Here is a 25387-nt window from a genome sequence, read left to right as displayed (position 1 = left end):
TTCAACACCCTTGGACGCGGAACAACTTCGCCGGTCCTTGATGGTCGATGAGGTGGAGCTGAGAGTTCGGCGTGAGGTCCTGCACCCCGTTGTATTCGGCCTTCCCCAGCTCAGGTTTGTTCTGTACATCAGGTGCCGAACCGAAGTCCAGCACGTAGCCCACGTGCTCGGCGCGGACTGCGCGACAGACCCGCGGATCTGTCTCGATGTCCCGTAGGTGGTGAGCGATGATCCTCTGATTCCAATTCTTCGGGCCGAAGACGTAGAGCTCCGTCACGTGGCGCCCCGCGAGCGCGTATGCCAACGATGCGCCGTTCCTCGGGCTGCCGGCGATGACGGAGCCGCCGGAGACTTCGGACTTCAGGCGCATGATCAGCGTCCGTTCGTCCGGGCTCAACAACCATGAGAATGGAGTCATCTGATAGCTCGCGCGAGCCGCAGTAGCGTATCCCCGCACGTTGGGCCCCACGGCGCCCACGAGCACAAACAGGGCAACTGCTGCAGCCACGGCAACGATTCCCGACACGACACGCGGAATAGACACTCGTTTCGCTGCGGTCGCGGCGATATCGACGACGGTCACGACGCCGAGAGTCGCGAGCGGGATGGCAGCGGCCGGAAGCAGAGCGGCGATGCGATACGAGTCGCTGTACCACGGATTCGTCAGGAGCTGACGAAGGGGATTTCCCACATCCGTTCCTGACACGAGAACGAAAAGTGTCGCTGCGACCGCGAAGGGAAGAAGAACGGCCAGCCACTTGGGTCGAGCCACCACGGTGACCACACCGATCGCGAGCAGGATCACCACCACGACAGTGATCGGATAGCCACCTGTGCCCATCGTGAGAGATTGCTTGATCGCCGACCAGGTCGTACCCCACGGGGGCCACGTCGCTGCAGCAACGGGTGTTCGTACGAACCAGAACAAGGCCACCACAAACACGACGGTGCCGACGATCCAAGACGAGGCGATGATCCATCCTCGGCGAGTGCCAACACCGATTCCGTACCTGATGAGCCAGTCGAGAGCGATTGTCGCGCCGAACACGACGACAGCCAGGAACGCATTCGGGTGGGCAATTCCTGTGCCCAGGAGCGCCACAAGGACGAGGACCGCCGCCCTGACTCGATTTCGGACACCCTCGGATCGGAGCAACAGCAGGACCGCTGCGACACCAGCCGGGACAACGGCGTATCCGGTGAAGTTCGGATACAGCACACCCCACCACAAGATCGCGATCGGGTAGGCCGCGAATCCAGTTGACAACGCCGCCGCCGAGACCAGGGCGGCCGGACGATCCCTGAAGAACACGGATGCGAGCGCGATACACGATGCCGGCCACACGATCGCCCCGATCGCGAGATTCGTGGCGTTGACGCCTACCGGAATGCTGACGCCGGTCAATTGCACGACAAGCGTGACGAATGCATGCCATCCGTCCGGATACAGTGTCGCTCCGGTGACGCTTCCGATCGTTGCGGCCGATGCATTCCCACTGTCGAGTGCCAACCGGACCGAATTGAGATGTGCAACGTTGTCGAACGACTGCGAGATGTTCTCAGGGCCGACGAATACGTACGTCAACTGCGCCGCCATCACGATAGCGGCACCCACGAGCCCGCCGACGCTCGCGATAAGTGCCCATTTCTGAGGGCGCTTCACGACCACTTGCCCTCGACCCACCCAGCGTTTCAGCCCATACGCGATAGCGACGGCGAAGACGGTCACGATAGCGACAGGGAGGAGCGACCAGCGCAGACCGATCAAAGGACCGACATTCGCCGCAACGCCGACGATCGCCAAGGAGATGACCGGCGAGATGAAGTAATAGCCCAACGAGCGGACATTCCACCCAGCGATCCGAACCAACAGTCCAGGAAGCACGAACAGAGCGGTTGCGACCACAAACGGCGGAATGGCGACCAACCAGGGTGAGATCATTCGGGTTCCGTCCGTGAGACAACTGAAATATGCTAGGGCATCGTCTGCTGGGCAACCCATGACAGACCCGTGGGCGAAGGGACGCGTTTCCGCCGGCCCGGGTGGCGGCTGGGAGACGTCGTAGTTTCGCTACTCGGCTTCGAGGAGACCCACGAGGTAGCGGCCGTAGCCGCTCTTCAACAGCGGCTCGGCGAGAACTCGCACCTGATCGTCATCGATCCAGCCCGCGCGCCACGCGATCTCCTCGATGCAGCCGATCTTGGTTCCCTGGCGGTCTTCGATCACCCGAACGTATTCCGAGGCCTGCATCATCGACTCGAACGTTCCCGTGTCGAGCCACGCCGTGCCCCGATCGAGTACCTGGACGTTGAGCGTGCCCGCCTGCAGGTAGCGCTCGTTGACGGTCGAGATCTCCAGTTCACCACGCGCACTCGGTTCGATCGTCTTCGCGATCTCGACCACGTGGTTGTCGTAGAAGTAGAGTCCGGGCACCGCGTAGTTGCTCTTCGGCCGGTCCGGCTTCTCCTCGATGGACACCGCCTTGAAGTCGTCGTCGAACTCCACGACGCCGTATGCCCGCGGATTGCTCACGTGATAGGCGAAGATCGTGGCCCCGGCATCGTTCGTCACGTGCCGCAGCGCTGTCCCGAGGCCGGTCCCGTGGAAGATGTTGTCGCCGAGCACGAGCGCTACCGATTCGTCACCGATGAACTCTTCGCCGATGATGAATGCTTGCGCCAGCCCGTCCGGTGAGGGCTGAACCGCGTATTCGAGACGCAGTCCCAGATCCGATCCGTCACCGAGCAACGCCTGGAACTGATCGTTGTACTCCGGGGTCGTGATGATCAGGATCTCGCGGATGCCCGCCATCATCAGTGTCGAGAGCGGGTAGTAGACCATCGGCTTGTCGTAGATCGGCATCAGCTGCTTCGAGATGCCCTTGGTGATCGGCCATAGGCGCGTGCCCGATCCGCCGGCCAGGATGACTCCGCGCATCTCAGTTCGCTCCGTTCAGCGACGCGTAGAACGCCTTCGCGGCCGCATAGTCGGGCAGGAGCCCCTGCTCCCTGGCTTCGGCCAGGCCGGGCGCATCCGTATCCTTCGGCGACAACAACAGGTCCTCCTGCAGGAGAGGGAACTCGAGCGCGAGGTCGGGGTCGAGCGGGTTGATGCCGTGCTCGCGCCCCGGGTTGTACACGTCCGTGACGAGGTAGCTCACCGTTGCGTCGTCGGTCAGCGCCACAAAGCAATGACCGAGCCCCTCCGGCACGTAAATGGCGCGACGGTCGACGTCATCGAGCAGAACGGTGTCCCAGGTGCCGAATGCCGGAGAGCCGACACGGATGTCGATGGCGAAGTCGAGCACCGCTCCGCGAGTGCACGTCACGTACTTGGCCTGGCTGGGCGGCACGTCGGCGAAATGGATGCCGCGCACGGAGCCCCTACGCGACACCGACGTGTTCCCCTGGCGAAGGTTCAGCGAGTGGCCGACGGTCTCCTCCAGACGATCGAACCGATACCACTCCAGGAACACTCCACGGTCGTCCCGATGCTGCACCGGGGTGATCTCGTAGGCATCGGGCACGGTCAGCTCGCGGATTTGCACCGGGAGAGTCTACCAATGGGCCTTCAGTAGACTCGGCCGCAGTCTCTCGACCAGAAAGCACCCTTTAACGCATGAAGATCCTCGTCACCGGCGGTGCCGGTTTCATCGGTTCGAACTTCGTCCACTATCTGATCGACAACACCGACCACACCGTCACGGTGCTCGACAAGCTCACCTATGCAGGCAACCTCGCCTCGCTCGACGGGCTTCCCGATGACCGATTCACGTTCGTCAAGGGCGACATCGCCGATGCCGAATTGGTCGACCGCCTCTTCGCGGATCACGATGCCGTCGTGCACTACGCAGCCGAGAGCCACAACGACAACTCGCTGTCGGATCCCGAACCGTTCGTGCACACCAACGTCGTCGGAACGTTCACGCTGCTGGAAGCAGCGCGGAAGTACGGAGTCCGCTACCACCACATCTCGACCGACGAGGTCTACGGCGACCTCGAGCTCGATGATCCGGCCAAGTTCACCGAGTCGACGCCGTACAACCCCTCGAGCCCGTATTCGTCGACGAAGGCGGGAAGCGACCTGCTCGTGCGTGCCTGGGTGCGCTCGTTCGGGGTGAAGGCGACCATCTCGAACTGCTCGAACAACTACGGCCCTTACCAGCACGTCGAGAAGTTCATCCCGCGCCAGATCACCAACGTTCTCGGCGGGGAACGTCCCAAGCTGTACGGCTCGGGCGAGAACGTGCGCGACTGGATCCACGCCGACGACCACTCGTCAGCTGTCCTCACCATCCTCGAAAAGGGCCGCATCGGTGAGACCTACTTGATCGGCGCAGACGGCGAGAAGAACAACAAGCAGGTCGTCGAACTCATCCTGAGCGAGCTCGGAAGGCCGGCGGACGCGTACGACCTGGTCGCCGACCGTCCCGGCCACGACCTGCGCTACGCCATCGACTCGACGAAGCTGCGCACGGAGCTCGGCTGGACCCCGCGCTACGCGGACTTCGCCGCAGGCCTCGCCGCCACGATCCAGTGGTACAAGGACCACGAAGACTGGTGGGCTCCGCAGAAGCAGGCGACCGAAGACCGTTACAGGGCGCAGGGGCAGTAGCGGTATGCGTTACCTGATCACCGGCGCATCCGGGATGCTGGGCCACGATCTGCAGTCCGCTCTCGGCGACCGTGAGGTGACCGCTCTTTCCCGTGCCGAACTGGACGTCACCGACCGCGATGCGGTGGCCGCAGTGGTCGCGGGCCACGACGTCGTCTTCAATGCATCCGCCTATACGAAGGTCGACGACGCAGAGACGCACGAAGGTCTCGCCTACTCGGTCAACGCACTCGGCGTCGAGAACCTCGCCATTGCAGCACGGGATGCCGGTGCTCGGCTCGTCACCATCTCGACGGACTACGTCTTCCAGGGCGATGCGCTCGCGCCGTACGCCGAGGGTGCCCCCCGCGACCCTCTGAACGCCTACGGACGCACAAAGGCCGCCGGTGAGGAGCTCGCGCTGGCCGCTCATCCCGACGGCACCTTCATCGTTCGCACCGCGTGGCTGTACGGCACGTACGGACCGAATTTCGTCAAGACGATGCTCCGCCTCGCGGCATCGCACGAAACGGTGAGCGTCGTCGACGACCAGGTGGGTCAGCCGACCTGGACGGCGGATCTCGCCGCACAGCTCGTGCACCTCGTCGATTCCGGCGCAACGGCAGGTATCTACCACGGCACGGCAAGCGGCGAAACGACCTGGTTCGGCCTCGCGGGCGCCGCTTTCGAGCTCGCCGGACTCGACCCGGCACGAGTGCAGCCGACCACAAGTGATGCTTTCGTGCGTCCTGCCCCGCGGCCCGCGTATTCCGTTCTCGGTCACGACGCTTGGCAAGCGGCCGGGCTGCCCGTGATGCGAGACTGGCGTGACGCTCTGGCGGACGCGTTCGATCGAAAGGTGTTCGATGACAACCCTGCGGGTGATCGTTGACGATGTCCTCAGCGACGTGCCGGATGGCGTGTCGCGCTACAGCCTGGAACTGACCAGGCAGCTCGTCGCGACCGCGCCGCGCGGATGCGTCGTCGAGGGTGTGATAGCTGCCCACGACGAGACGGACCGTCGACGTCTGCAGGAGCTCCTGCCCGGTCTCGCCGACGTGCACTCTCTGCCCGTCGGCCCTCGGGAGGTGGCCCTTGCGTGGCAGATGGGCGTCAAGCTGCCGATGGGTGGCGGGCTGATCCATGCGCCGAGCCTTCTCGCGCCGCTGTTCCGCCACGACACCGACGACCTGGACCAGACGACCGTCACCGTGCACGACGCGTCCGCGTGGACGGCATCCGACAAGCTCGGCCTCACGCAGACCGCCTGGCAGAAGGCGATGTTCAAGCGCGCACGCAAGTTCGCCGACGCCATCGTCGTGCCGACGCACGCCGTGGCCGAGCAGCTGGAAGACGTGGCACACCTCGGTGATCGCATCCGGGTGATCGGTGGTGCGCCCTCGGACACCTTGCGCCTGCCGGCGGATGCGGATGTCCGCGCCGCCCGACTCCGCCTGCCCGCGCAGTATGTCGCCACAGTGTCGAGCCTCGACCCGCGGAAGGGTCTCCGTGAACTGCTGAAGGCGATGAGCCATCCGTTGCTGGACGGGATGCCGCTGGTCGTCGTCGGTCCCGAGGAGTTCCGCGGCGAGACGATCAGCACCGTCGCCATGGAATGCGGGCTGCCCGAAGGACGTGTCCTCGTGCTCGGGACCCTCGAGGATGAGGATCTGGCCGTCGTGCTGAGTCGCGCAGGAGTCTTCGCGTACCCGAACCTGGCATCCGGATTCGGTCTGCCCGTTGTCGAGGCGATGCGCTTCGGCACGCCTGTGGTGCACTCGGACGACCCGGCCGTGCGCGAGGTCGCATTCGGCGCCGGCATCGCCGTGCCGCGGGAGGACGCGAAGGGATACCCGGCGCGCCTCGCTCAGGCGATCGCGGCCGTGCTCGCCGACCCAGGGGTGCAGGAACGCCTGCGATTCGCGGGAATGGATCGTTCCGCCGCCTTCAGCTGGCGCGACTCCGCCGAGCGGGTGTGGCTGCTGCACGCTGAGCTCTAGGCCTCTGTCCGCCCATTCAGAGTCGGCTGACTAGACTGCCGTGTCAGCCGGAACACACCCGTCGTCCGCACGTTCGCGTGCCTCACCTCCAGGATCACCCTTTGATCGCGTTCTCTCCCCGCCTCGTCGCCTTCGACCTCGATGACACGCTCGCAGCGTCCAAGTCGCCGCTGGACCCCGCGATGGCGCAGCGCCTCACCGACCTGCTCGACGCAGTGCCGGTGTGTGTCATCTCCGGCGGGCAGTTCGGGCAGTTCTCGGCGCAGGTGATCGAGAAGCTCACGGATGCCTCCCCCGCCGCCCTCGAGCGGCTGCACCTCATGCCAACCTGCGGCACGCAGTACTTCCGCTTCGTCGATGGCGACTGGACCAAGGTGTACGCCCAGGATCTGAGCGACGACGAGAAGCAGCGTGCGCTGGATGCGGTCGAGTCGGAGGCGCGTCGCCTCGGGTACTGGGAGTCCGAGACGTGGGGTCCGATCCTGGAGGACCGCGGATCGCAGATCACGTTCTCCGCGCTCGGCCAGTCGGCGCCGGTGTCGGCGAAGTCCGCGTGGGACCCGTCCGGCGAGAAGAAGAACACGCTGCGGGCAGCGGTGCAGGACCTGATCCCCGACCTCGAGGTGCGGTCGGGCGGGTCGACATCCGTCGACATCACCCGGCGCGGCATCGACAAGGCGTACGGGATCGGTCGGCTCTCCGAGCTGACCGGCATCCGCCTCACCGAGATGCTCTTCATCGGCGACCGGCTCGATCCGGACGGCAACGACTACCCGGTGCTTGCGATGGGCGTTCCCACCCTCGCCGTGCGCGGGTGGGAACACACCATCGAGGTGCTGGACGAGCTCATTCCGTCGCTGGCTGCGCCGGTCGAGTAGAAGCCGAACAGGCAAGGGACGGAAGCACGCCACCAGCCGGCTGTTCCGACGCGACTCGCGAACCGACGATCGGCTGTCCCGATGCGAGCCGCAGGCCGGCTGCGATGCACGCCAGGCCGACAACGCCGCCGACGATCGTGAATCCCGTGACCAGGATCACGACCACGCCCGCGATCGCCAGCAGTGCCGAAGCGGATGCTGCGCCCCACCCGACCGGCCGCTTCGGGTCGGCAGGAGCCGCTGGCGCGGTCTCCCATCGCGACGTCGCCGTGACGACCAGCGCCACCGCCGCGATCACGCAGACCAGCCACAGCGGACGCGTCGCCCACCACTCGCCGGAGCGCAGTGCAGGAAGCTCCGCGCCGCCGAGGATCCCGACGCCGCTCGCAACCAGGACGAGGACGCCCGCGAGCAGCACGAGCACGAGCATGTGCCAGAGGTAGACGGTCATCGCCCTGGCGTTGATCCAACCGGCGATCGCGTTCACGGGACGCAGGGCGTGCATCCGTCGCAGTGCGGGGGCGAACAGCCGGAAGAGAGCCAGTTGACCGATGCCGAGCAGGACCAGTGCGAAGCACGGCGGATTGAGATCGTAGAGCAGGTCGAACGAGAACACGCCGAAGGTGCACAGCAGCGCAAGGCTTCCGTAAGCAGCGACGGCGAGGGCGGCGACGGCCAGGCGGGAGCGAGGCATCCGGTCCTCGGCGAGCCAGAATCCGAACTGCTGCACCAGCAGCCAGACGAACACGAGGTTGAGGAAGCCGATGCCGGCCATGCCGGTCGCCGATCGCACGATGTCGACGGTCGCCGCGAGCCCGGCGAGCGCGCCTACCGACGCCCACGGCGCGCGGCGATGCGCCGCGAGGGCGAGCGGCACCGCGGCGGTCGTCAGCGCATACACGCCGAGGAACCACAACGGCTGGCTGAGCCTGAATCCGGCGATCGCGACGATGTCGGCAGGCGTTCCGAGCAGTGTCAGCACGGCCAGCACGAGCACGATCGCAGCGATGGCCGCGAGCGCCGGCCGCAGTAGGCGGCGCATCCGCAACGCGATGTAGCCGGACGCCGTCACGCCGCGAGAGTTCAGCGACGTGAACTGAACGTGGGCGGAGAAGCCACCGAGCACGAAGAACAACGGCATGATCTGGGCGAACCAGGTGAACGGAGCGAAGCCCGACCAGCCCTCGAGAGCGTTCTCGAGCACGGGTCCGCCCGCGCCCATCGTCACACCGACCATGAGCGCATGCATCACGACGACCACGGTGAGGCACCACGCTCTGGCAAGGTCGACGGCACCGTCCCGCGCCCGAACGCGCACGGAAGCGGGAACGGATGCCAGAGGCGCTGGCGGCGCTTCCCACGTTCGGCTGTTCCTGACGCGATGCTGCTCGTCTCGCGGATCGGCCGGCTGAGCGGCGATGGGGATGTCGACGGACACGATGCTCTCTCTTCCCGGTCGGCTCTGCATGGCCGCCGGCTAGAACGTACGAAGCGCACACACAGCGCCGCGTCACCGCCCGGAGCCATTCCGCTCCCCTACCCCGGTAGGGGCCAAGCGCCGCGTCACCTCCGCGAAAGTGCACGAGTGCGGACGCGAACGTGCAGGACATCGGATGCGAACAGTGGATGACCTGCGCCCTCGGCCATGAGCTCGCGAGTTGTCCGCCGAGGTTCGTTCACGGTCCGCGCGACCGGCGGGGGACCAGACCCCGGTCAGGAAGCCGGCTGCACCAGCCCCGTGTCGTACGCCAGGATGACCGCTTGCACGCGGTCCCGCACGCCGACCTTCGTGAAGATCCGGCTGACGTGCGTCTTCACGGTCTGCTCCGCGATGAAGAGCTCGCCCGCGATCTCGGAGTTCGAGTATCCGCGGCCGATGAGCACCAGGATCTCCCGCTCCCGCTCGGTCAGCGAGTTCAGCTGCACCGACCGACGCGGCGACGCAGGACGCTGCGCCGTGAATCTCTCGAGGAGTCGCCTCGTCACGCTCGGTGCGAGCAGCGCATCACCGTCGGCGATGATCCGCACGGCGTGCACGAGCTCGTCGGGCGCGGCATCCTTGAGCAGGAATCCGCTCGCACCCGCGGCGAGCGCGTCGTACACGTAGTCGTCGGCGTCGAACGTCGTCAGCACGAGCACGCGCGGCACGTGCGGTTCACCGCGGCTCGGAGTCACGAGTTCGCGCGTCGCGTCGATCCCGTTCAGGTTCGGCATGCGCACGTCCATCAGCACGACATCCGGCCGCAGGCTGCGCGCCAGCGCGATGGCCTCGACTCCATCGGAGGCCTGGCCGAGCACGCTGATCCCCTGCTGCGCATCGAGGATGGCGGCGAATCCGGCGCGCACCATCGCCTGGTCGTCCGCGACGAGAACGCTGATCGTCATTCCATGCCTTTCGGGTCGGTCGAACCGCCCAGCTCCTTCTGACCATTCAACGGGATTGCCGCGCGCACGACGAACCCGCCGTCATCCGTGTGTTCCGCCTCCAGCGTGCCGCCGAGAAGCGTGACGCGCTCGCGCATGCCACGGATGCCGTTGCCGCCGGCATCCGGAACCGCGAGGTCTCCCCCGCCGTTGCCGGTCGCCGCGCCGTTGCGCACCTGGACGAAGAGCCCGGCGTCGCCGACCTCGATGGTCACGAGCGTGTCGGCGCCCGTCGCGTGACGCGCCACATTGCTCAGGGATTCCTGCACCACCCGGTAGAGCGTGAGCGAGACGACCGGATCGAGTGCGGCGCGCTCGTCAACGGTGAGCCGGTCGTCGAGTTCGATACGCGAACCGGACCGCACCGCGGCTGCCACCAGGTCGGGCACGTCGGCGGCCGTGGGCTGCGGAACCCCTTGACCGGTTGCATCCTCGCTGCGCAGCACGGCCAGCAGTGCCCGCATCTCGCGCATCGACGAGCGTGCCAGACCCGCGATCTCGTCGAACTCGGCGGCCGCGGTCTCGGACAGCCCCGGAATGCGGTACCGCGCCGAGGACGCCTGCACCTGGATCGCGCTCATGCCATGCGCGACGACGTCGTGGAGCTCCCGAGCGAGCTCGGTGCGTTGTTCGACAGCTTCGCGGCGGACGAGCTCGGCGGCCGAGATCGCCCGTTCCCGGAGCAATTGGGCTCGCACCGCAGCCCACTTGCCGATGAGGAGTCCGATCAGCCACGCGGCGGCGGCGATGGACACGAACACGATGAGGTCTGCTGTGGCGGCTCCACTGACATCCGTCGTCGTCGGGCTCGCGATCGCGATGACCATTCCGCCGGCACCCGTCACGAGAACCGCGATCAGACCTATCAACCACCGGGTGCGCGAGACGAGAAGCACGACCACCGCGAGCGCGATGATCGATGGCACCATGATCGGCCAGGGGCCGGATGGCGGTGTCACGAGTGCGAAGCCGAGCACGGAGACCACGACGAGGACCGTCGCAAGGGTCGGCCGCACAAGGCTGAGGACCATCGAGCCTGCGAGGCCGGCCGCAAGGATGAGTGAGAACACGACGGGTACGCCGAACGCCGCCGCGGGCAGCGCGGAGCCGACGGCCAGGATGGTGACGGCACCGAGGATGACGATCGTCCACAGGCCGATGCGTCCGAGATCCAGGCGCTTGAGGTTGGTCCTGTTCCGATCACGGCGTGCTCGATCGGGTCGCGCTCCAGCTGGCCGAGCCGGGTCGCCATGCGACTCGCGTGGCCTCTCCGCTTTCGTCATTCCACCCCGATGCTCTCCGACTCACGACGCTCGGGATTCCGTTGGTCCGACTCCGTCGAGCTTCGTGAGGCGGCACGACGGGCAGCGAGCCTCATGACCAGGTCGACGAGCACGCCCGACACGATTCCCCCGGCGATTCCGACGAGCATACCGAGCAGCGCGTTGCCGTGGAGCAGATGGCCGGCGAGAAGTCCGATCGCGACCGAGTACGTCGCCCACGTCACTCCGGCGACGATCGACAGCAGGAAGAACGTGCGGCGCCGGAATCCCGAGGCGCCGGCGACGAGATTCACGGCGACCCGGCCGACCGGGATGTACCGCGCGCTCATCAGGAACACGGCGGGTCGCCGTGCGATGCCGCGGCCTGCGGACTGAAGGGCGGCGCGCATGCGGGGGCGGCGCATCCAGGCGAACCGTTCCAGGCCGACCGATCTGCCGATCGAGAAGGTGAGGTTGTCGCCGATGATCGCGCCGACGGCTGCGCACGCCACAACGAGAACGAGGTTCGGCTGACCCAGCGAGACTGCGGCTGCTGCCGCGGCGATGATGAGCGATTCGCTCGGCACGGGCGGCAGAAAGGCGTCGACGACCACGAACAGTGCGATCACGAACGGCACCCACGGCGTGGAGACCACACTCGCGATGAAGGCGTTGACGGTATCGATGATGGTCCCCCTCGTTCGGCCCCTGCTTCGCTCGCGGTCGGATGACCGTGCCTCTCCAGCCTGTCCGTCGCTCTTGTCCCACGCGTCACTCGCAGGTATCCGCGACCCCCTACCACGGTGTGATCTTCGTGACACGGCGTGACGGGTCGACGGCTGGATACGCTGGTGCGATGGACGTCCAGGTACGAGTAGGCATCGCCGAGCGGATGTCGCGCATGGTCCGCATCCCGACCGTCTCCGCGCACGTCGACGCCACCGGGCCGGGCCCCTTCCACGACTTCGAGGAGCTGCTGCGGGAGTTGTATCCGCTCGTCCATGAACGCCTGGAGTTCGAGAAGATCACGGACTTCGGCCTGTTGTTCCGCTGGCCAGGTCGCACCAGCGGATCCCCCGCCCTGCTCATGGCCCACTACGACGTGGTCCCGGTCGGCGATGAGGGCGCCTGGAGCCGGCCTCCGTTCGACGGCGTCATCGACGATGGTGTGGTCTGGGGACGCGGCACGCTGGACGACAAGGGCGCCGTGTGCGTGCTGCTGGACGCGGTCGAGAACCTCCTCGCCGCCGACTTCACCCCGGCACGCGATCTCTACGTCTGGCTCGGCGGCAACGAGGAGTCGCACGGGGCAGCGGCTCGCGAGGCGGCCGCCGAATTCCAGCGACGGGGCATCCACCCGTGGATCGTGCTCGACGAGGGCGGCGCGGTCGTGGACGAGCCGCTGAAGGGCATCCGGATGGACGCCGCCATGGTCGGCGTCTCGGAAAAGGGCATCGTCACGATCACGCTGACGGCACGCTCCGACCCGGGCCATGCGTCTGCTCCCCCGAAACTGACCGCCACCGACAGGATCGCCCGCGCGGCCTCCCGCCTGCGTGCCCACCCGTTCCCCGCCCGGATGCCTCAGGTCACCAGGGACATGTTCCGTCGCTTCGTCCCGGCAACCCGCGGCGCGATGCGGGTGGCGTTCCGCATCATCGTGGCCGTGCCGTGGCTCGGCGCACGAATGCTCGCCGCGATGGCAGGCGAGGCCGCGGCGGTCGTGCGCACCACGCTCGCCGTGACCATGCTGGGCGGCGGAACTGCGGCGAACGTGCTGCCCGAGGAGGCGTCGGCGGTGCTCAACGTGCGAATCGCACCCGGCGAGACGGCGACGACCGCCCTCCGCCGCGTTCGGCGCGTCATCCGCGACAGGGGCGTCACCGTGAGCGCACAGGAGCAGCACGACCCGTCCCCGATCTCGCCGGTCGACGGAGAGCAGTTCCGCCTCCTATCGGCTGCGGTGTCGGACGCCTACGACGGCATCCCGAGCATCCCCTACATCCAGATGAGCGCTACGGACAGCCGCTACTTCCACGTTTTCAGCCCGGCGACGTACCGCTTCTCGCCCCTGAAGATGACCGGGGCGCAGCGGGAGAGCATCCACGGCATCGATGAGCACGTGACGGTGGACGCCCTCGAGCGCGGCGAGCGGTTCTACCGGCGGCTCATCGAGGTGCTGCCGAACGACAACTGACAGCGAGTCAGTTAGGCTACATCGTCACCCGAAGCGGCGAAGGAGCCCCATGTCGTCGGCCACGTCCACCACGCGCATCAGCATGCGCTCGATCACGGCCGTCATCGGCTTTCTCGCGTTCGTCGAGTTCACCTCCGGCGTCATCCAGGGCTACTACACGCCGTTGTACCACGACATCGCACGGTTTCTCGGCGTCACCGACCCCGAACTCAACTGGCTGGAGGCTGCGCAGCTGGCAGCCTCCGCGATCGCTGTGCCCGCGTTCGCGAAGCTCGGCGACATGGTCGGCCACCGGCGGATGCTGCTCATCTCCACGGCCATCACCGCCCTGGCGGCGATCACCGTTGCCTTCTCCGGGGTGTTCTGGCTCTTCCTGATCGCGTGGGCCGTCATGGGCTTCTACTCGGTGTGGCTGCCGCTCGAGATCGCCATCGTGTTCTCGCGCAGTCAGGACCACCCAACGCCGTCGGCTCTTACGCGTCGAGCGGCGGGGATCCTCGTCGGCGCGCTCGAAGTCGGTGCGATCGCCGGTGCGCTGACATCCGGAGCGCTCGATGGCGCACTGCCCATCCAGGGCCTTCTCCTGGTCCCTGCCATCGCCGTGGTCGCCTGTTTCTTCGTCGTCCTCTTCGGAATCAAGGAGTCCGCGGATGCCGTCGCCCGCCGCGCAATCCCTACGCGTTTCGACAACGGCGGACTCATCCTCGTGGCACTCGCCCTGCTCGGGCTCACGGGCGGGCTCAGCCTCCTGCGTTTGAACGGCCCGGCATCCTTCTGGCCGTGGGCCGTCATCGTGGTCGGCATCGCGTTGTTCATCCCGTTCTCGCTGTACGAGCTCAAGCAGCGCGATCCGCTCGTCAACGTACGGCTGTTCCGTTCGTCGTCGCTGTGGCCGGTCTTTGTGACGGCCGGACTCTTCGGGGTCAGCGTGCTCGGCGCCCAGGTGCCGCTCTCGACGTTCGCTCGAACGGATGTCCACAAGTATGGATACGGCCTCGGCGCCTCGGCGGGGATGACCTCCGCCCTCATTGGTGTCTACCTCATCTCCCTTGTCGCCGGTGCCCTTCTGCTCCCCGTCGTCACCCGCTGGATCGCACCGCGCGTCGCCCTCATCGGCGCGAGCCTGCTGGTCGCGATCGGATACCTGCTGTTCCTGCCGTTCCACGCGGATTACGTGCAGGTCGTGGTAAACATGCTGATCGCTGGTCTTGGATCCGGAGCACTTATCGCGGCACTGCCGGCGGCCGCGGCATCCGCTGCCCCGCTCGACCAAACGGGCGTGGCGACGGGCCTCACCAACTCGGTCAAGACCGTCGGAGGCGCGATCGCCTCAGCGGTCTTCGGCATCGCACTGGCGAATCCGACGGCATCCGCCACGGACACCGCTGGAACACTCAGCGGCTACTACACGGTGTGGATCGTCTGCGGGCTCACGGCCGTGCTGTGCGCGGGGCTGCTGCTGTTCGTGCCGAAGCACGCGTTCGCCGATCCGCCCACGAGCTGATCCACCCCTACGGCTTCGGACTCGCCGTAGGCGGCGTCACCGCCTTCTGCACCATCGAGTGGATCTGATCGAAATTCGGATCCGTCGGATCGACCGCAGGCGGTACGAGCTCCAGGTTCTGCTGCTGGAGAGTCCTGGTCTTCTCGGCGAGGTCGGCGAAGTATCCGATGCTGGACTGCGGGATGTCGGTCTTCACGACCTGCGCGCCGGCCTTCGCGATGTCCTGGAACTTGGTGGCGATCGTGAGCGGCGTGAACTGCTTGAGGATGGCATCCTCGAGTTCGCGCTGCCTGGCCATGCGGTCGTAGTCGCTGGTCGATTCGCGTGATCGCGCGTACCACTGCGCGGTGTACCCGTTCATGTGCTGCACACCTGGCTGAATCCATCCGGTCACGCCGACGAGGTTCTCGTCGCCGCCGATGGGGAGCTTCTGCTTGACGTCGATGGTCACCCCGCCAAGGGCATCCACCAGTTGCGAGAAGCCCTCCATGTCGATGAGGACGTAATACTGGATCTTGAGACCGGTGACTCCCTCCAGCGCATCGCGCATCGCCTCGATACCCGGCTGGCTGTTGTTCTTCGTGGCGTTCGGGTACAGCTTCGACTTGTAGAGCTCGACCTCGGTGTAGATCGAGTTCAGCTGGCAGACGTCGACGTCGCAGTTGTCGTTGTAGCCGTATCCGTCGGGGTACAGCTTCTGCATCGGAGACCCGTCGCTGAAGGGCACGGGATCCAGATCGCGTGGAACGCCGATCGAAACCGCCTGGCCGGTGTTCGCGTCGATGCTGACGACCGACATGCTGTCGGGCCGCATGCCGTCGCGTCCGGGACCGGCGTCGCCGCCGAGCAGCATGATGTTGTAGCGCCCGTTCGACGGTGGAAGAGAGGCCGACGCCGAGAAGATCCCGCTGAGCGCTCCGCGCGCGCTCCCGGCCAGCACCGCACCGTATGCAGCCGTCCCCGAGACGCCGACGAGGAGCACCACCGCGAAGGCTGCGATCGCGGCACGGGCAGACGGCTTCGCCCTCACCAGCCGCACCAGCCGGAGCGTGTCGAGCGTCAGCACCACCCACAACACGGCGTAACCGATGGCGAAGATCTGCACCGCCCAGAGTGCGAGCGTCTGAGCGAAGAACCCGAGGACCGCCGTCGGCTTCACCAGGAGCATCACGAGCACGACGATCGCCGCCGCCCAGAGGATGAGCGTGCTCACCAGACCGAATCGGCCGAGCTTGCGGTTGCCTGCGAGCACCTGCGCGCTGCCCGGCATGATCAGGTTGAGCACGACGAGCCACCAGCCGCGCCTGGTCATCACATCACGGGAGCCCTGGTTCGGGTAACGGATGGGGTACCGGATCGACTTGACGACGCTCATAGCGATGCGATGAGGTCGGCGTTCTTCTGTTCGACGAGTTCGATGAGTCCGGCGGCGTAGTCCGCGAGCCGACCGGTGAGCGCTTCGTCGCTCGTGGCGAGGATGCGCGCGGCGAGTATGCCCGCGTTCTTCGCCCCACCGATGGCGACGGTCGCGACCGGGATGCCGGCCGGCATCTGCACGATCGAGAGCAGCGAATCCATGCCGTCCAGACGCGACAGCGACACGGGCACGCCGACGACGGGCAGCGTCGTGACCGATGCCAGCATGCCAGGGAGCGCTGCAGCACCGCCTGCGCCGGCGATGATGACCTTGATGCCGCGGGAGGCGGCATCCTTGCCGAAGGCGATCATCTTCTCGGGCGTGCGGTGTGCCGAGACGACCTCCACCTCGAACGGAACACCGAACTCGGAGAGCGCTTCTGCGGAAGCCTTCATGGTCGCCCAGTCGGAGTCCGACCCCATCACGATGGACACGAGCGGGGGCACGTCGAACGGCTCGGAGGAGTTCACGCTGGGCATGGAATCCAGGCTAGGTGTCACTGCTGGAAGAAGGCCGCTGCGCCACGCGCCTGGTACGCCACCTCATCGAGGTCGTCGCCAGAAACCGTGACGTGACCGACCTTGCGCCCTGGACGCGATTCCTTCTCATAGCTGTGGAACTTCGCCGTCGGATGCTCGCGCATCGCCGCCGCATACCGGTCAGGCATTGTCGCGCCCTCCGGGCCGCCGAGCACGTTGATCATCATCGACCACGGTCGCAGCGTGCCGGTACCGCCGAGCGGAAGGTCGAGGACCGCGCGCAGGTGCTGCTCGAACTGACTCGTCGTGGATCCGTCGATTGTCCAATGCCCGCTGTTGTGCGGACGCATCGCCAGCTCGTTCACCAGCACCCGGTCGTCGGTCGTCTCGAAGAGCTCGACGGCGAGCATGCCGGTCACGCCGAGGCCGTCGGCGATCCGCACGGCGATGTCCTCGCTGACCTCGGCGATGTGCCCTGCGGATGCCGGCGCCGGCGCCACGACCTCGGCGCAGATCCCGTCGCGCTGCACCGTCTCCACGACCGGCCAGGCGACGATCTCCCCCGACGGACGGCGCGCCACCTGCTGCGCCAGCTCACGGCGGAAGTCAACGAGCTCCTCCACGAGCAGTGCTCCCCCGTTGCCGTCTTCGGCGAGCGCGGTGAACCAGTCGTCCACGTCGGTCGGTGCGTTCACGACACGCACACCCTTGCCGTCGTATCCGCCGCGGGCGGTCTTGACGACTGCGCGGCCGCCGTGCTCGTCCAGGAACGCTGCCAGCTCTGCGGGAGTCTCGACAGCAGCCCAATCCGGCACGGGCAGACCGAGCTCGGTCAGCTTCTCACGCATGAGCAGCTTGTCCTGCGCGTATTGGAGTGCATCCGGCCCCGGATGCACGGGAATGCCCTCGTCGACCAGCGCCCGCAGCACATGCTGCGGCACGTGCTCGTGGTCGAACGTGACGACGTCGACCGTACGGGCGAACGCGAGTACCGGCTCGAGCTCGCGGTAGTCGCCGACCGCGGATTCCGCGAGCTTCGCCGACATTCCCGGCGCTTCAGCAAGTACCTGGATGCCTACGCCAAGCTCCAGAGCTGCCGGGATCATCATCCGCGCAAGCTGTCCGCCACCGATCACACCGACTGTCTTGACCACTGGCAAAGCCTATCCGGCGCAACCAGTCTCGAGGAGCGACCGGTGAACGCCCCTGAGGCGTCGTCTGTATGGCCGCTCACAGAATCTCGAGAAGTCGTAGGACGCTCACAACTCTCGTGGATACGCTCAGCGAGCAACTTCCGATCTCAGGGTCGCCCGCATCGCTCCAGCCGAGGAAAGTGAGCCCACAATGGCCCAGATCCAGGACGAACGACGTACGACACCCGCCACCGGGAATCGCACGGGCGCTCGCTGGATGCCGCAACTGCTGCAGTTGATCAAGTTCGGAGCGGTCGGCGGCGTTGGTGTCGTCGTGAACTTCGCGGTCTTCAACGGGCTGTGGCTCACGGCGTTCAACCCCGAACGCATGCCGCACGGCCCCATGCTCGCGACGATCGTCGCAACCTTGGCGGCCATTGTGGTCAACTGGCTCGGCAATCGCTACTGGGCCTTCTCCGGCGATCGACAGTCGAACACCGCCCGCGAGGGCATTGAATTCTTTGTTGCGAGCTTGATCGGCATGTGCGTTCCGCTGGCGTGTATCGCTGTTTCGCGTTACCTCCTCGGATTCCACACGCTTCTGGCCGACAACATCGCAAGCAATGTCGTCGGGCTGGTACTGGGCACGGTCGTGCGGTACGTGTTGTACAAGTTCTGGGTGTATTCGCCCAACCGCGCGAGGGTTCGGCCGGCGCCGGGATCAGCAGGAGCTGACGCACCCGCTGACATGACTTCTACCGAAGGAGTGCCGACCTCTGCCGTGCGGTCATCCACCGCCGATTAAGATGCCGCAGCTCGAATTGGACGGTTTCGGGGATTTCGCATCGCACGAGCGGACCGTGTGTTGATCATCTGAACTCGACCCTGGTGAGTCAGCCGCGTCGTCCCTTTCCGGGTCGGTAGCAGTGTGACGACGGGCTCCATCGCGCCGTCGTGGCCGCAACCGCCGACGCTGCCCATTGACCGGGTGATCCCGAGCTGACGCGGGAGCTCAGCCCCGCACTTTCCCTCATGCATGTCGGGCGATACTCGCATTGAGCACTGAAGTTCGATGGTGTCGAGCTCATCGGATGTGCAGTCGATGTCGCGATCTTCGAGTTCCTGCGGGTCAATGCGACTGGAATCCCGACGCAGCCCACAGGCCGCTGAGCGTAAAGGCGTCGAGATTGCTGCATCGACGCTCGTCGTGCGGCTCGGCGACTGATCCTGGCCTCACCTTGCAGCTTCGAACGCTCGAGCCGCCGACACAGTGATCGAGGACGGCGGACCGTGGTCAGCGGTGGCCGCCCAACTCGCGTATCGCATTCGTCGTCAAGAGCCCGCCCAGCGTCTCGGCGTTCCGTCCTGAAAGCACCCCGGACCTGACGAACACTGTCATCACGGAGCACCCATCTGGAACGCTATCCCTTCGTCGGGATGCTCGGCTCGAGATGGTTTCGAGAAGACCCTGGATCCCGCATGCGTCCCACAAGAAGACCGCAGAGCTGCACGAGGGTCACGAGCACCTCAGATGCACCGAAGGCTATCGCCGCACCACGAACGCCGAAGACGGCGCTGGCGACGATGATCGCGGGCACACCGGCAACCGCCCCGACGATCGTGCTCGCAGTCACGAGTCGCACCCTGCCTACCGGCACGAGCACCATCCGACCGAACCCGGTGCTCAACGCCACGGCAAGGAAGGCCAGGCCCAGCGCGGAGGACGTTACATAGTCGATCCGGTAACTCGGCCCGAAGAACCAGGCGGTGACAGTCGGGCCGAGAGCGGCGATCCCTGCCGCGCCTACAGCTCCGACGATGCCGAGGATCAGAACCGCTCGCCGCGCACGCGCGCGAACCTCCGAATGGCGCGGATCCTCGCTGACCCAACCTTGAACGGCGTTAGCAGCAGAGACGATTGCCGTGAGCGACGCCTTGAAGAGTCGATCCGCCATTCCGTAGACAGCGACAACGCCGACGCTTCCCCCGACAGCGACGAGACCCACGGTCGCGGAGCTGTATGCGCCCCCAGCGACCATCGCGAGTGCAGCGGGGGTCTCTAGTCGCAGATCGTGTGAAGCACGCCTCCAGGTCGACCCCTTTCGTAGCCATTTCAGCGCGCCGGACCTCCACGAGAACGCCGCCTGGGCCGCCGCCGTACCCACGAGCATCGATGCTGGGTACCAGATCGGGTCATGAGTCCAGAAAACCAACCCGAGCGCGACGACTCCGGCCGCCATGCGCGGCAAGGTCTCATAGAGTGCAAGCCGCGCAGAATCCCCCCGCCCAATGAAATACCACGACGGCGACAGCCCCATCACCGCGCCGGCCGACAGCGAGAGAATGCTGAGGATCGCCTCGCCGCTGGGCGCCAGCGCGGCGACCACGAGAACCCCAGGCACGAAGGCGATCACCACGATGAGAAACCGCGGGGCGAGGCTCAACGCGTACTCCCGAAGTGCACGCCCCGAACTTCGGTGCGCAACGCGCGCCGGTCCGGTGAGCGGCCAACCATACGCGACGATCAGAGCGATGACGGCCCCCACGGAGTCACCCACTCCCAGCGCTGCCACCTCCGGCTTAGACGCCACCCGAGAAATCACAGGAAGCAGAAGGAACGGGATAAGCAATGAGATGAAGGGAAGGACGGCGAGACCACCGAATCGGCGAATCATGAATCACCCTCGAGCCGGCAGGATCGGCGTGTCGTCCTCCCACGAGCCCGCGATGAAAGCGCGGCGGACTTCCAGCCCGAAACGTTGCCGGTCGTTCGCTATCCAGTCCCGATAGGTCTCCTGCAGACCCACTGCTCGCTCACGATCATCAAGCGCTTCGCGCACTCGCGCGACGGCCTCGTCCACGAAGGCAGAGCCCTGCGAGACCTTGAAGCGCGCCTCGATGGGAACATCTTCCCAGTAGGCCGCGGCACCGCGCCGCGCGACGATCGTCACCGCACGCAGCATGGCGGCTTCCCGTGGCATGCGATCCCGGCCGGGATGGTATCCGGCATCGAAGTACATGGCGCTGCTGCTCAGCAGACGCACGACACCACGTCTGTCCAGTCCCACGATCGGATCCCATTCCACATCGGGAAGTCTCGGCCCCAGGACATCAGGGAGCCAGGGGGATTTGCCCGGGTTGAATGCGACCGATCGTCGTCGCGATCCGTCCCGGGCCTCATCCGAGAAGCCGAGCTCGTCCCGAGGAATGTAATCACTCACAATTGATGCGCACAGTCCCAAGTGCGTCTGCAGGTAGGCCCTCGCGTACGCGGACTGGGCGATATGCAAGGCGTCCCGCAAGTAGCGTTCAAACGGATAGACCGAGAGGATTCTCCGTTCGATGGCCACCCGCCGATTCGGGGCCCAGGCCCCGTGCGCGACGCCGTGGTCGCGCGCGAAGCGTTTGTCCCGTCGTTCTTGTCTCAGGATGAACGGGGACGAATTGTCGATGCTCAGCCACCAGCAGATGGTCTGCGCATGCCGTATCTTGCGCATATACGTCATCGCCATCTCAGGCACGATCACGGCGTTCCCGGCCCTGTCGTCGAGTGACGCCTCCGGAGCGTCATAGCGCTCGAAGGACTCGACGCGAGGAAGGTGCTCGCTGCCGTCCAGCGGAACGAGGAATGCGTCCTGACCGCTGGCACGCAACTCGTCGACCAACTGATGCAGTGCCTCCGGACCCCCGGTGCGAAGACCGCGTGGATACAGGACAAAGACTCGATCGAACACTGTGCCTGTCAACGTTCCCTCCTGGCATACGCCCGCGTAGGGGAATCGCACCGAGTCGCCCCCGGATCGCAAGCCGACAATCGAGCCTACAAGATCAGCTCCGCGGCTCCCGCATGGACGAAAGGGGGCCATCGCAGTCGAGAGTCGACCCTTGTGCATCGAGACGCCAGCGTCTCACGCGTCTCGAGGCGGACCCTTCGAGAACGTCTTGACCACACCGCTCACGGTCACCAGTTCGGACTTCGTTGGTGAGGGACATGCCCATAATCCGGCGCTGGAGCGAGTCGTTCTCGAGCACACGCAAAGACGCTCGCATCTGCTCAGGGCTGCGCGCCAGGTTCGGATCCCGGCGCCCACCCTGCCGAGTACGCTCGCTCGCTGTTCTCCATGAGATCATGGAGCGCCTCCGTGACAGCCCGTACACGCGGCACGGCACGGAGTTGGACCACAGTCTTCTGATCCATTCCCCCGATGCGGATCGACCCGCTGCGGAACGCGCTCTGAAGCCACGACGCCCGCACCGTCACGGTGTATCCCCTGCTGTGCAACAGCTCTCGGCGCTCACGTGTGAGCAGGCCGGTCCGCATGACCAGTCGCCTTGTCGTCACCGTGTAACGCGTGGACAGCCAGCTGCTGAGCGGCAGGAGGAATGCGAAGATCGCCAGCAACAGCGCAGCGATCCAGATCACGACACCGACCCATCCACCGAACACCGACCCGTAGTACCCTGCAACGCCACAGATCACAATGAGAGCGAGGGACGGCCCGAGCATGCGATACGCGTGCTGATGAAGTCGGGCGACCACACGCTCGGCGGGCGGCGAACCGTACCCATCCGTCACTGCCATAGGCCCATTAATACCGCAGGTCCACGATGCTGCCGCCCTTATCGCGCTCGCGGGTCGATCCGGGTCGGACTATGGTGGGTTCCTGCGCCGTTGGATAGACCAATCGGGTTGCTGGCAGGGCCGGAGGTCATCTGGGGTGGAGCGTGTTGCTCGACGTGAGCCTGCACTGGGCGCTCGGCGCTTCCTCTGGATCTGGGCGGCATTATTCGCTCTCTCGATCTGCTATGCGCTCGGCACGCCGCTTGGCTCCGCGCCGGACGAACCGTCACACATCATCAAGGCGGCCGCGGTAGCCCACGGCGAACTGATCGGCACTCAGCACAGCGGTTCACCGGACACCATCGTTCTCGTGCCGGCGGCGATCGCCAATGCGCAAGATTGGCCGTGCAACAAGTTCGTCACCTCCGAGCCCGCGTCTTGCATGCCGCCTTTCCATTCCGGGATGGCGCCCACGAAGGCGCTCACGTCTGCAGGCCTGTACAATCCTGTCTACTATTGGCTCGTCGGCTGGCCGTCACTGCTCAGTGGGAACGCCCAGGTCATCGGCTACGGGATGCGGATGGTCAGCGCCCTACTGATCACTGCATGTCTGGCCGTGGCTTTCACGGCGCTCTCCCGGCTGAAGGTCTTCTGGTTGGCCAAGTACGGGTTCTTTGCCGCGCTGACGCCGATGGTGTATTACCTGGCAGGATCCGTTAACCCGAATTCGCTCGAGATCGCCGCCGGAATCTGCACGTTCGCGACGCTGCTCCTTGTGGCTAGCCACGACCATGGCCCTTCGAAGCTGGAGGCTGGGATCATCGCCGCGTCGGCGGTCCTCCTGGTCACGTCGCGGGGTATATCACCGCTCTGGCTCGCCCTCATGCTCGGCGTCGTCGTTGCTCTTACTCCGGCCCGTCGCATGATGATGCTTCTGAAGAACCGGCGAATGTTGATCGCGGCGGGGATCGCGCTCGTCGCGACGGTCGGGTCGGTTGTGTGGACCCTCTACACCGGTAGTCTCGGTTCGCTTGCCAAGAGCCCGGGAGTGGGATCGAGTCCGGCCGTTGCCTTCATATCCAAGATGATCAGTCCGGTCGATCCGACCGTCATCGGCGTGTTCGGATGGCTCGACGCGCCCGCTCCTGAATCCGTGATCGCGGTGTGGATCACGTTCGCACTCGCGGGGCTCGTAGTGGCGCTCGGGGTTGCGCGAGGACGAAACCTTGTCGCCCTCCTCGTCTCCGTCGCAGGTATCGGTGTCCTGCCTGCATTGGTTCAAGCCGCGTCTGTACGAAACACGGGCTACGTCTGGCAGGGGCGGTACAGCCTCCTCGCCTTCGGCATCTTCCTCATCACCTGTTCAGTGGTTGTCGCTCGCGAGTCCACGACCGATCGGGTCAGTCCGCGAATGGGCTGGCTGGTGGTGTCGATCGTCGCAATTGCGCAAACATGGTCGTTCGTCACGGTCATGACCCGTAACGCGGTCGGAGGAACCAACATCTTCCACATCGTGCGCCCGGCGGCGTGGTCACCACCTGGCGGGGTCGCCCTGTGGATTCTCCTCGCGGCGGTCGCGAGTACTGCCGTGTCGATTGTCGTCGTCTTGGCACGGAATTCCGCGTCGCGAGGAGAGCTGCCAGGGCGACCCGACATCACCTCCGGAACAATTCGGTCGTGACGTCGGCCGTGATCGGGCGCGGCAAGGGGGTGCATCCGGACTTCGTGAGCGCGATGGTTCCTCATGAAACGGCCACGCCGAATCGAGCTCGACAATTCACGTAGAGCCGGTCTGGCGCAGGTGGATGATGTCGCCTGCCGCCACGTGGTGTTCCATTGCATCCTCGACCACTACGATCCTGCCCTCACCGTCGATGCGGACGGCGCGTCCTTCGATGGTCGCCGCGCCGGGGAGCTCGACTCGTACCTCCTGCCCCACGGACTCACACATCTCCTCAAGACGTTGCGCCAGGCCCGAGGCGCGTGAATCCCCTGAAGCGGCCATGAACTCGCGATAGCGGGCTCTGAGGCTTGTCAGAAACGAGCAGAGGACGTCATCGGGCGATGCTGTCACTCCTTCTAAAGCGAGCGAAGTTGCCCTGTCGTCGGGAAGGTCATCAGAGCCGAAATACAAGTTGACCCCCGCTCCGACGACGACGTTCTCCTGCTGACCGTCGTACTCGCAAAGGACGCCGCACACCTTCTTACCTCCGATCATGACGTCATTCGGCCACTTCAGAGTCGCCCGGACGTCGAGCGAGCGAAGCGCCTCCGTCATGGCCACGCCAGCCAACAGCGGCAGCCAGCCCAGCGTGCGGGATGTCACGACGGTCAGATGGCGCGCGGGCCGCAGCACCACCGAGACGGCAAGCATGGTCCCCGGAGGTGCCTTCCACTCTCTCCCAAGTCGACCGCGCCCGGCCGTTTGATTCAGGGTGGCGAGAACCGCGAATTCCGGCCAGGCGACCGCGGGCTCTCTGCGGAGCCGTTCGGCAAGCTCGCTGTTCGTGGATCCGGCCGTCGCAAGCAGTATGAGCCGTGTCGCGATGCCGCGCGACCTCGGAAGACCTTCGGGGTCTGCTTCTTCCGCATGGTTGCCGCGTCGCAACGTCATTACCGCGACCCTCTCGTAGCCTGGTGAGTGTTCGACAACAATCGGGGGGATGTTGTGACCAAGCGTGGCATCGACCGCATATTCGGGATCATCGTTCCAGTCTTGCTCAGCACCGTAGGCATTCTGCTCCCAGGGTCGACACTCGCAACTCATTCCTCAGATTCTCGGATGGTCGAGGCGCACATCGCTTCGACACGATCTTCGTCCGAAGCCGACTCCAGGGACTCAGTAGACCACACCGCGTCGGCCCGGGTGGTCCAAGGGACTGATCCGAGCCTCGCGCTCATGAACGCCGCTCACAATCACTCGATGGGATCTACGATC

22 protein-coding genes are annotated in these 25387 nt (G+C 65.8%); 8 read left to right on the top strand and 14 right to left on the bottom strand.

Features of this window, described 5'->3' with window-relative positions:
* Position 1 precedes the first annotated feature (1 nt).
* The 3 genes from HII28_RS14415 to rfbC all read right to left on the bottom strand — a co-directional run bounded on the left by HII28_RS14415 (position 2) and on the right by rfbC (position 3548).
* Positions 2-1942, bottom strand: coding sequence for a DUF6541 family protein (locus tag HII28_RS14415; RefSeq protein ID WP_170026330.1), 1941 nt, complete (start codon positions 1940-1942; stop codon positions 2-4).
* A 129-nt stretch (positions 1943-2071) separates the two neighbouring features.
* On the bottom strand, positions 2072-2938 hold the full coding sequence (rfbA, locus tag HII28_RS14410; RefSeq protein ID WP_170026328.1) for a glucose-1-phosphate thymidylyltransferase RfbA: 867 nt from the start codon (positions 2936-2938) through the stop codon (positions 2072-2074).
* A 1-nt stretch (position 2939) separates the two neighbouring features.
* Complete coding sequence (gene rfbC / locus HII28_RS14405) at positions 2940-3548, bottom strand: dTDP-4-dehydrorhamnose 3,5-epimerase (protein WP_170026326.1); 609 nt, start codon at positions 3546-3548, stop codon at positions 2940-2942.
* A 71-nt stretch (positions 3549-3619) separates the two neighbouring features.
* On the opposite strand from rfbC, the gene rfbB reads away from it, so the two are divergent.
* The 4 genes from rfbB to HII28_RS14385 all read left to right on the top strand — a co-directional run bounded on the left by rfbB (position 3620) and on the right by HII28_RS14385 (position 7472).
* Complete coding sequence (gene rfbB, locus HII28_RS14400; RefSeq protein ID WP_170026324.1) at positions 3620-4615, top strand: dTDP-glucose 4,6-dehydratase; 996 nt, start codon at positions 3620-3622, stop codon at positions 4613-4615.
* Positions 4616-4619: 4 nt separating this feature from the next.
* Positions 4620-5486 carry a dTDP-4-dehydrorhamnose reductase gene (gene rfbD, locus HII28_RS14395; protein ID WP_170026322.1) on the top strand — a complete coding sequence of 289 codons (867 nt, stop codon included), beginning with the start codon at positions 4620-4622 and terminating at the stop codon, positions 5484-5486.
* Entirely contained in the window at positions 5461-6594 is a 1134-nt protein-coding gene (locus HII28_RS14390; RefSeq protein WP_170026320.1) for a glycosyltransferase family 1 protein, read from the top strand. Before rfbD ends, HII28_RS14390 begins: the two co-directional genes overlap by 26 nt.
* 101 nt (positions 6595-6695) lie before the next feature.
* The gene (locus tag HII28_RS14385; RefSeq protein WP_170026319.1) at positions 6696-7472 is read left to right on the top strand and encodes an HAD-IIB family hydrolase; all 777 of its coding nucleotides are present in this window, start codon (positions 6696-6698) and stop codon (positions 7470-7472) included.
* Here the strand turns inward: HII28_RS14385 and HII28_RS14380 are convergent.
* The 4 genes from HII28_RS14380 to HII28_RS14365 all read right to left on the bottom strand — a co-directional run bounded on the left by HII28_RS14380 (position 7441) and on the right by HII28_RS14365 (position 11814).
* Positions 7441-8910, bottom strand: a complete 1470-nt coding sequence (locus HII28_RS14380; protein WP_170026318.1) for an acyltransferase — start codon at positions 8908-8910, stop codon at positions 7441-7443. The two genes, HII28_RS14385 and HII28_RS14380, sit on opposite strands and share 32 nt — an antisense overlap.
* A 275-nt stretch (positions 8911-9185) precedes the next feature.
* Entirely contained in the window at positions 9186-9857 is a 672-nt protein-coding gene (locus HII28_RS14375; protein WP_170026316.1) for a response regulator transcription factor, read from the bottom strand.
* Positions 9854-11179: a histidine kinase gene (locus HII28_RS14370; protein WP_170026314.1), complete on the bottom strand. Its 1326-nt coding sequence runs from the start codon at positions 11177-11179 to the stop codon at positions 9854-9856. Before HII28_RS14370 ends, HII28_RS14375 begins: the two co-directional genes overlap by 4 nt.
* Positions 11176-11814 (bottom strand): VTT domain-containing protein, encoded by a 639-nt coding sequence (locus HII28_RS14365; RefSeq protein ID WP_346769343.1) that lies wholly within the window; start codon positions 11812-11814, stop codon positions 11176-11178. Before HII28_RS14365 ends, HII28_RS14370 begins: the two co-directional genes overlap by 4 nt.
* Positions 11815-12014: 200 nt before the next feature.
* Between HII28_RS14365 and HII28_RS14360 the strand changes: the two genes are divergently transcribed.
* Both HII28_RS14360 and HII28_RS14355 read left to right on the top strand, forming a co-directional pair.
* Positions 12015-13355, top strand: coding sequence for a M20/M25/M40 family metallo-hydrolase (locus HII28_RS14360; protein ID WP_170026312.1), 1341 nt, complete (start codon positions 12015-12017; stop codon positions 13353-13355).
* 49 nt (positions 13356-13404) lie between these two features.
* Positions 13405-14859: an MFS transporter gene (locus HII28_RS14355; RefSeq protein WP_170026310.1), complete on the top strand. Its 1455-nt coding sequence runs from the start codon at positions 13405-13407 to the stop codon at positions 14857-14859.
* A gap of 7 nt (positions 14860-14866) precedes the next feature.
* Here the strand turns inward: HII28_RS14355 and HII28_RS14350 are convergent, their stop codons facing one another.
* Genes HII28_RS14350 through HII28_RS14340 form a run of 3 tightly spaced genes read right to left on the bottom strand, consistent with a single transcriptional unit; the run spans position 14867 to position 17909 of the window.
* On the bottom strand, positions 14867-16234 hold the full coding sequence (locus tag HII28_RS14350) for an LCP family protein (protein WP_240978009.1): 1368 nt from the start codon (positions 16232-16234) through the stop codon (positions 14867-14869).
* Entirely contained in the window at positions 16231-16755 is a 525-nt protein-coding gene (purE, locus tag HII28_RS14345) for a 5-(carboxyamino)imidazole ribonucleotide mutase (protein WP_170026308.1), read from the bottom strand. Before purE ends, HII28_RS14350 begins: the two co-directional genes overlap by 4 nt.
* Positions 16756-16772: 17 nt before the next feature.
* Positions 16773-17909, bottom strand: coding sequence for a 5-(carboxyamino)imidazole ribonucleotide synthase (locus HII28_RS14340; protein WP_170026306.1), 1137 nt, complete (start codon positions 17907-17909; stop codon positions 16773-16775).
* 190 nt (positions 17910-18099) lie between these two features.
* Between HII28_RS14340 and HII28_RS14335 the strand changes: the two genes are divergently transcribed.
* Positions 18100-18693, top strand: coding sequence for a GtrA family protein (locus HII28_RS14335; protein ID WP_240978000.1), 594 nt, complete (start codon positions 18100-18102; stop codon positions 18691-18693).
* A gap of 616 nt (positions 18694-19309) precedes the next feature.
* Here the strand turns inward: HII28_RS14335 and HII28_RS14330 are convergent.
* From HII28_RS14330 to HII28_RS14320, 3 genes are all read right to left on the bottom strand, one after another.
* Complete coding sequence (locus tag HII28_RS14330) at positions 19310-20434, bottom strand: hypothetical protein (protein ID WP_205864945.1); 1125 nt, start codon at positions 20432-20434, stop codon at positions 19310-19312.
* 132 nt (positions 20435-20566) lie between these two features.
* Positions 20567-21400 carry a hypothetical protein gene (locus HII28_RS14325; protein WP_170026302.1) on the bottom strand — a complete coding sequence of 278 codons (834 nt, stop codon included), beginning with the start codon at positions 21398-21400 and terminating at the stop codon, positions 20567-20569.
* Between the two features lie 542 nt (positions 21401-21942).
* Positions 21943-22470: a PH domain-containing protein gene (locus HII28_RS14320; protein ID WP_170026300.1), complete on the bottom strand. Its 528-nt coding sequence runs from the start codon at positions 22468-22470 to the stop codon at positions 21943-21945.
* A gap of 136 nt (positions 22471-22606) precedes the next feature.
* Between HII28_RS14320 and HII28_RS14315 the strand changes: the two genes are divergently transcribed.
* The gene (locus tag HII28_RS14315) at positions 22607-24130 is read left to right on the top strand and encodes a DUF2142 domain-containing protein (protein WP_170026298.1); all 1524 of its coding nucleotides are present in this window, start codon (positions 22607-22609) and stop codon (positions 24128-24130) included.
* A gap of 96 nt (positions 24131-24226) precedes the next feature.
* Here the strand turns inward: HII28_RS14315 and HII28_RS14310 are convergent, their stop codons facing one another.
* A complete protein-coding gene (locus HII28_RS14310; protein ID WP_170026296.1) occupies positions 24227-25216 on the bottom strand; it encodes a biotin--[acetyl-CoA-carboxylase] ligase in 990 nt (329 codons plus the stop codon).
* Between the last annotated feature and the right edge of the window lie 171 nt (positions 25217-25387).

The organism is Planctomonas sp. JC2975, assembly GCF_012985205.1.
Classification (GTDB): Bacteria; Actinomycetota; Actinomycetes; order Actinomycetales; family Microbacteriaceae; genus Humibacter.
This window is presented reverse-complemented; position numbering and strand designations above follow the sequence as displayed.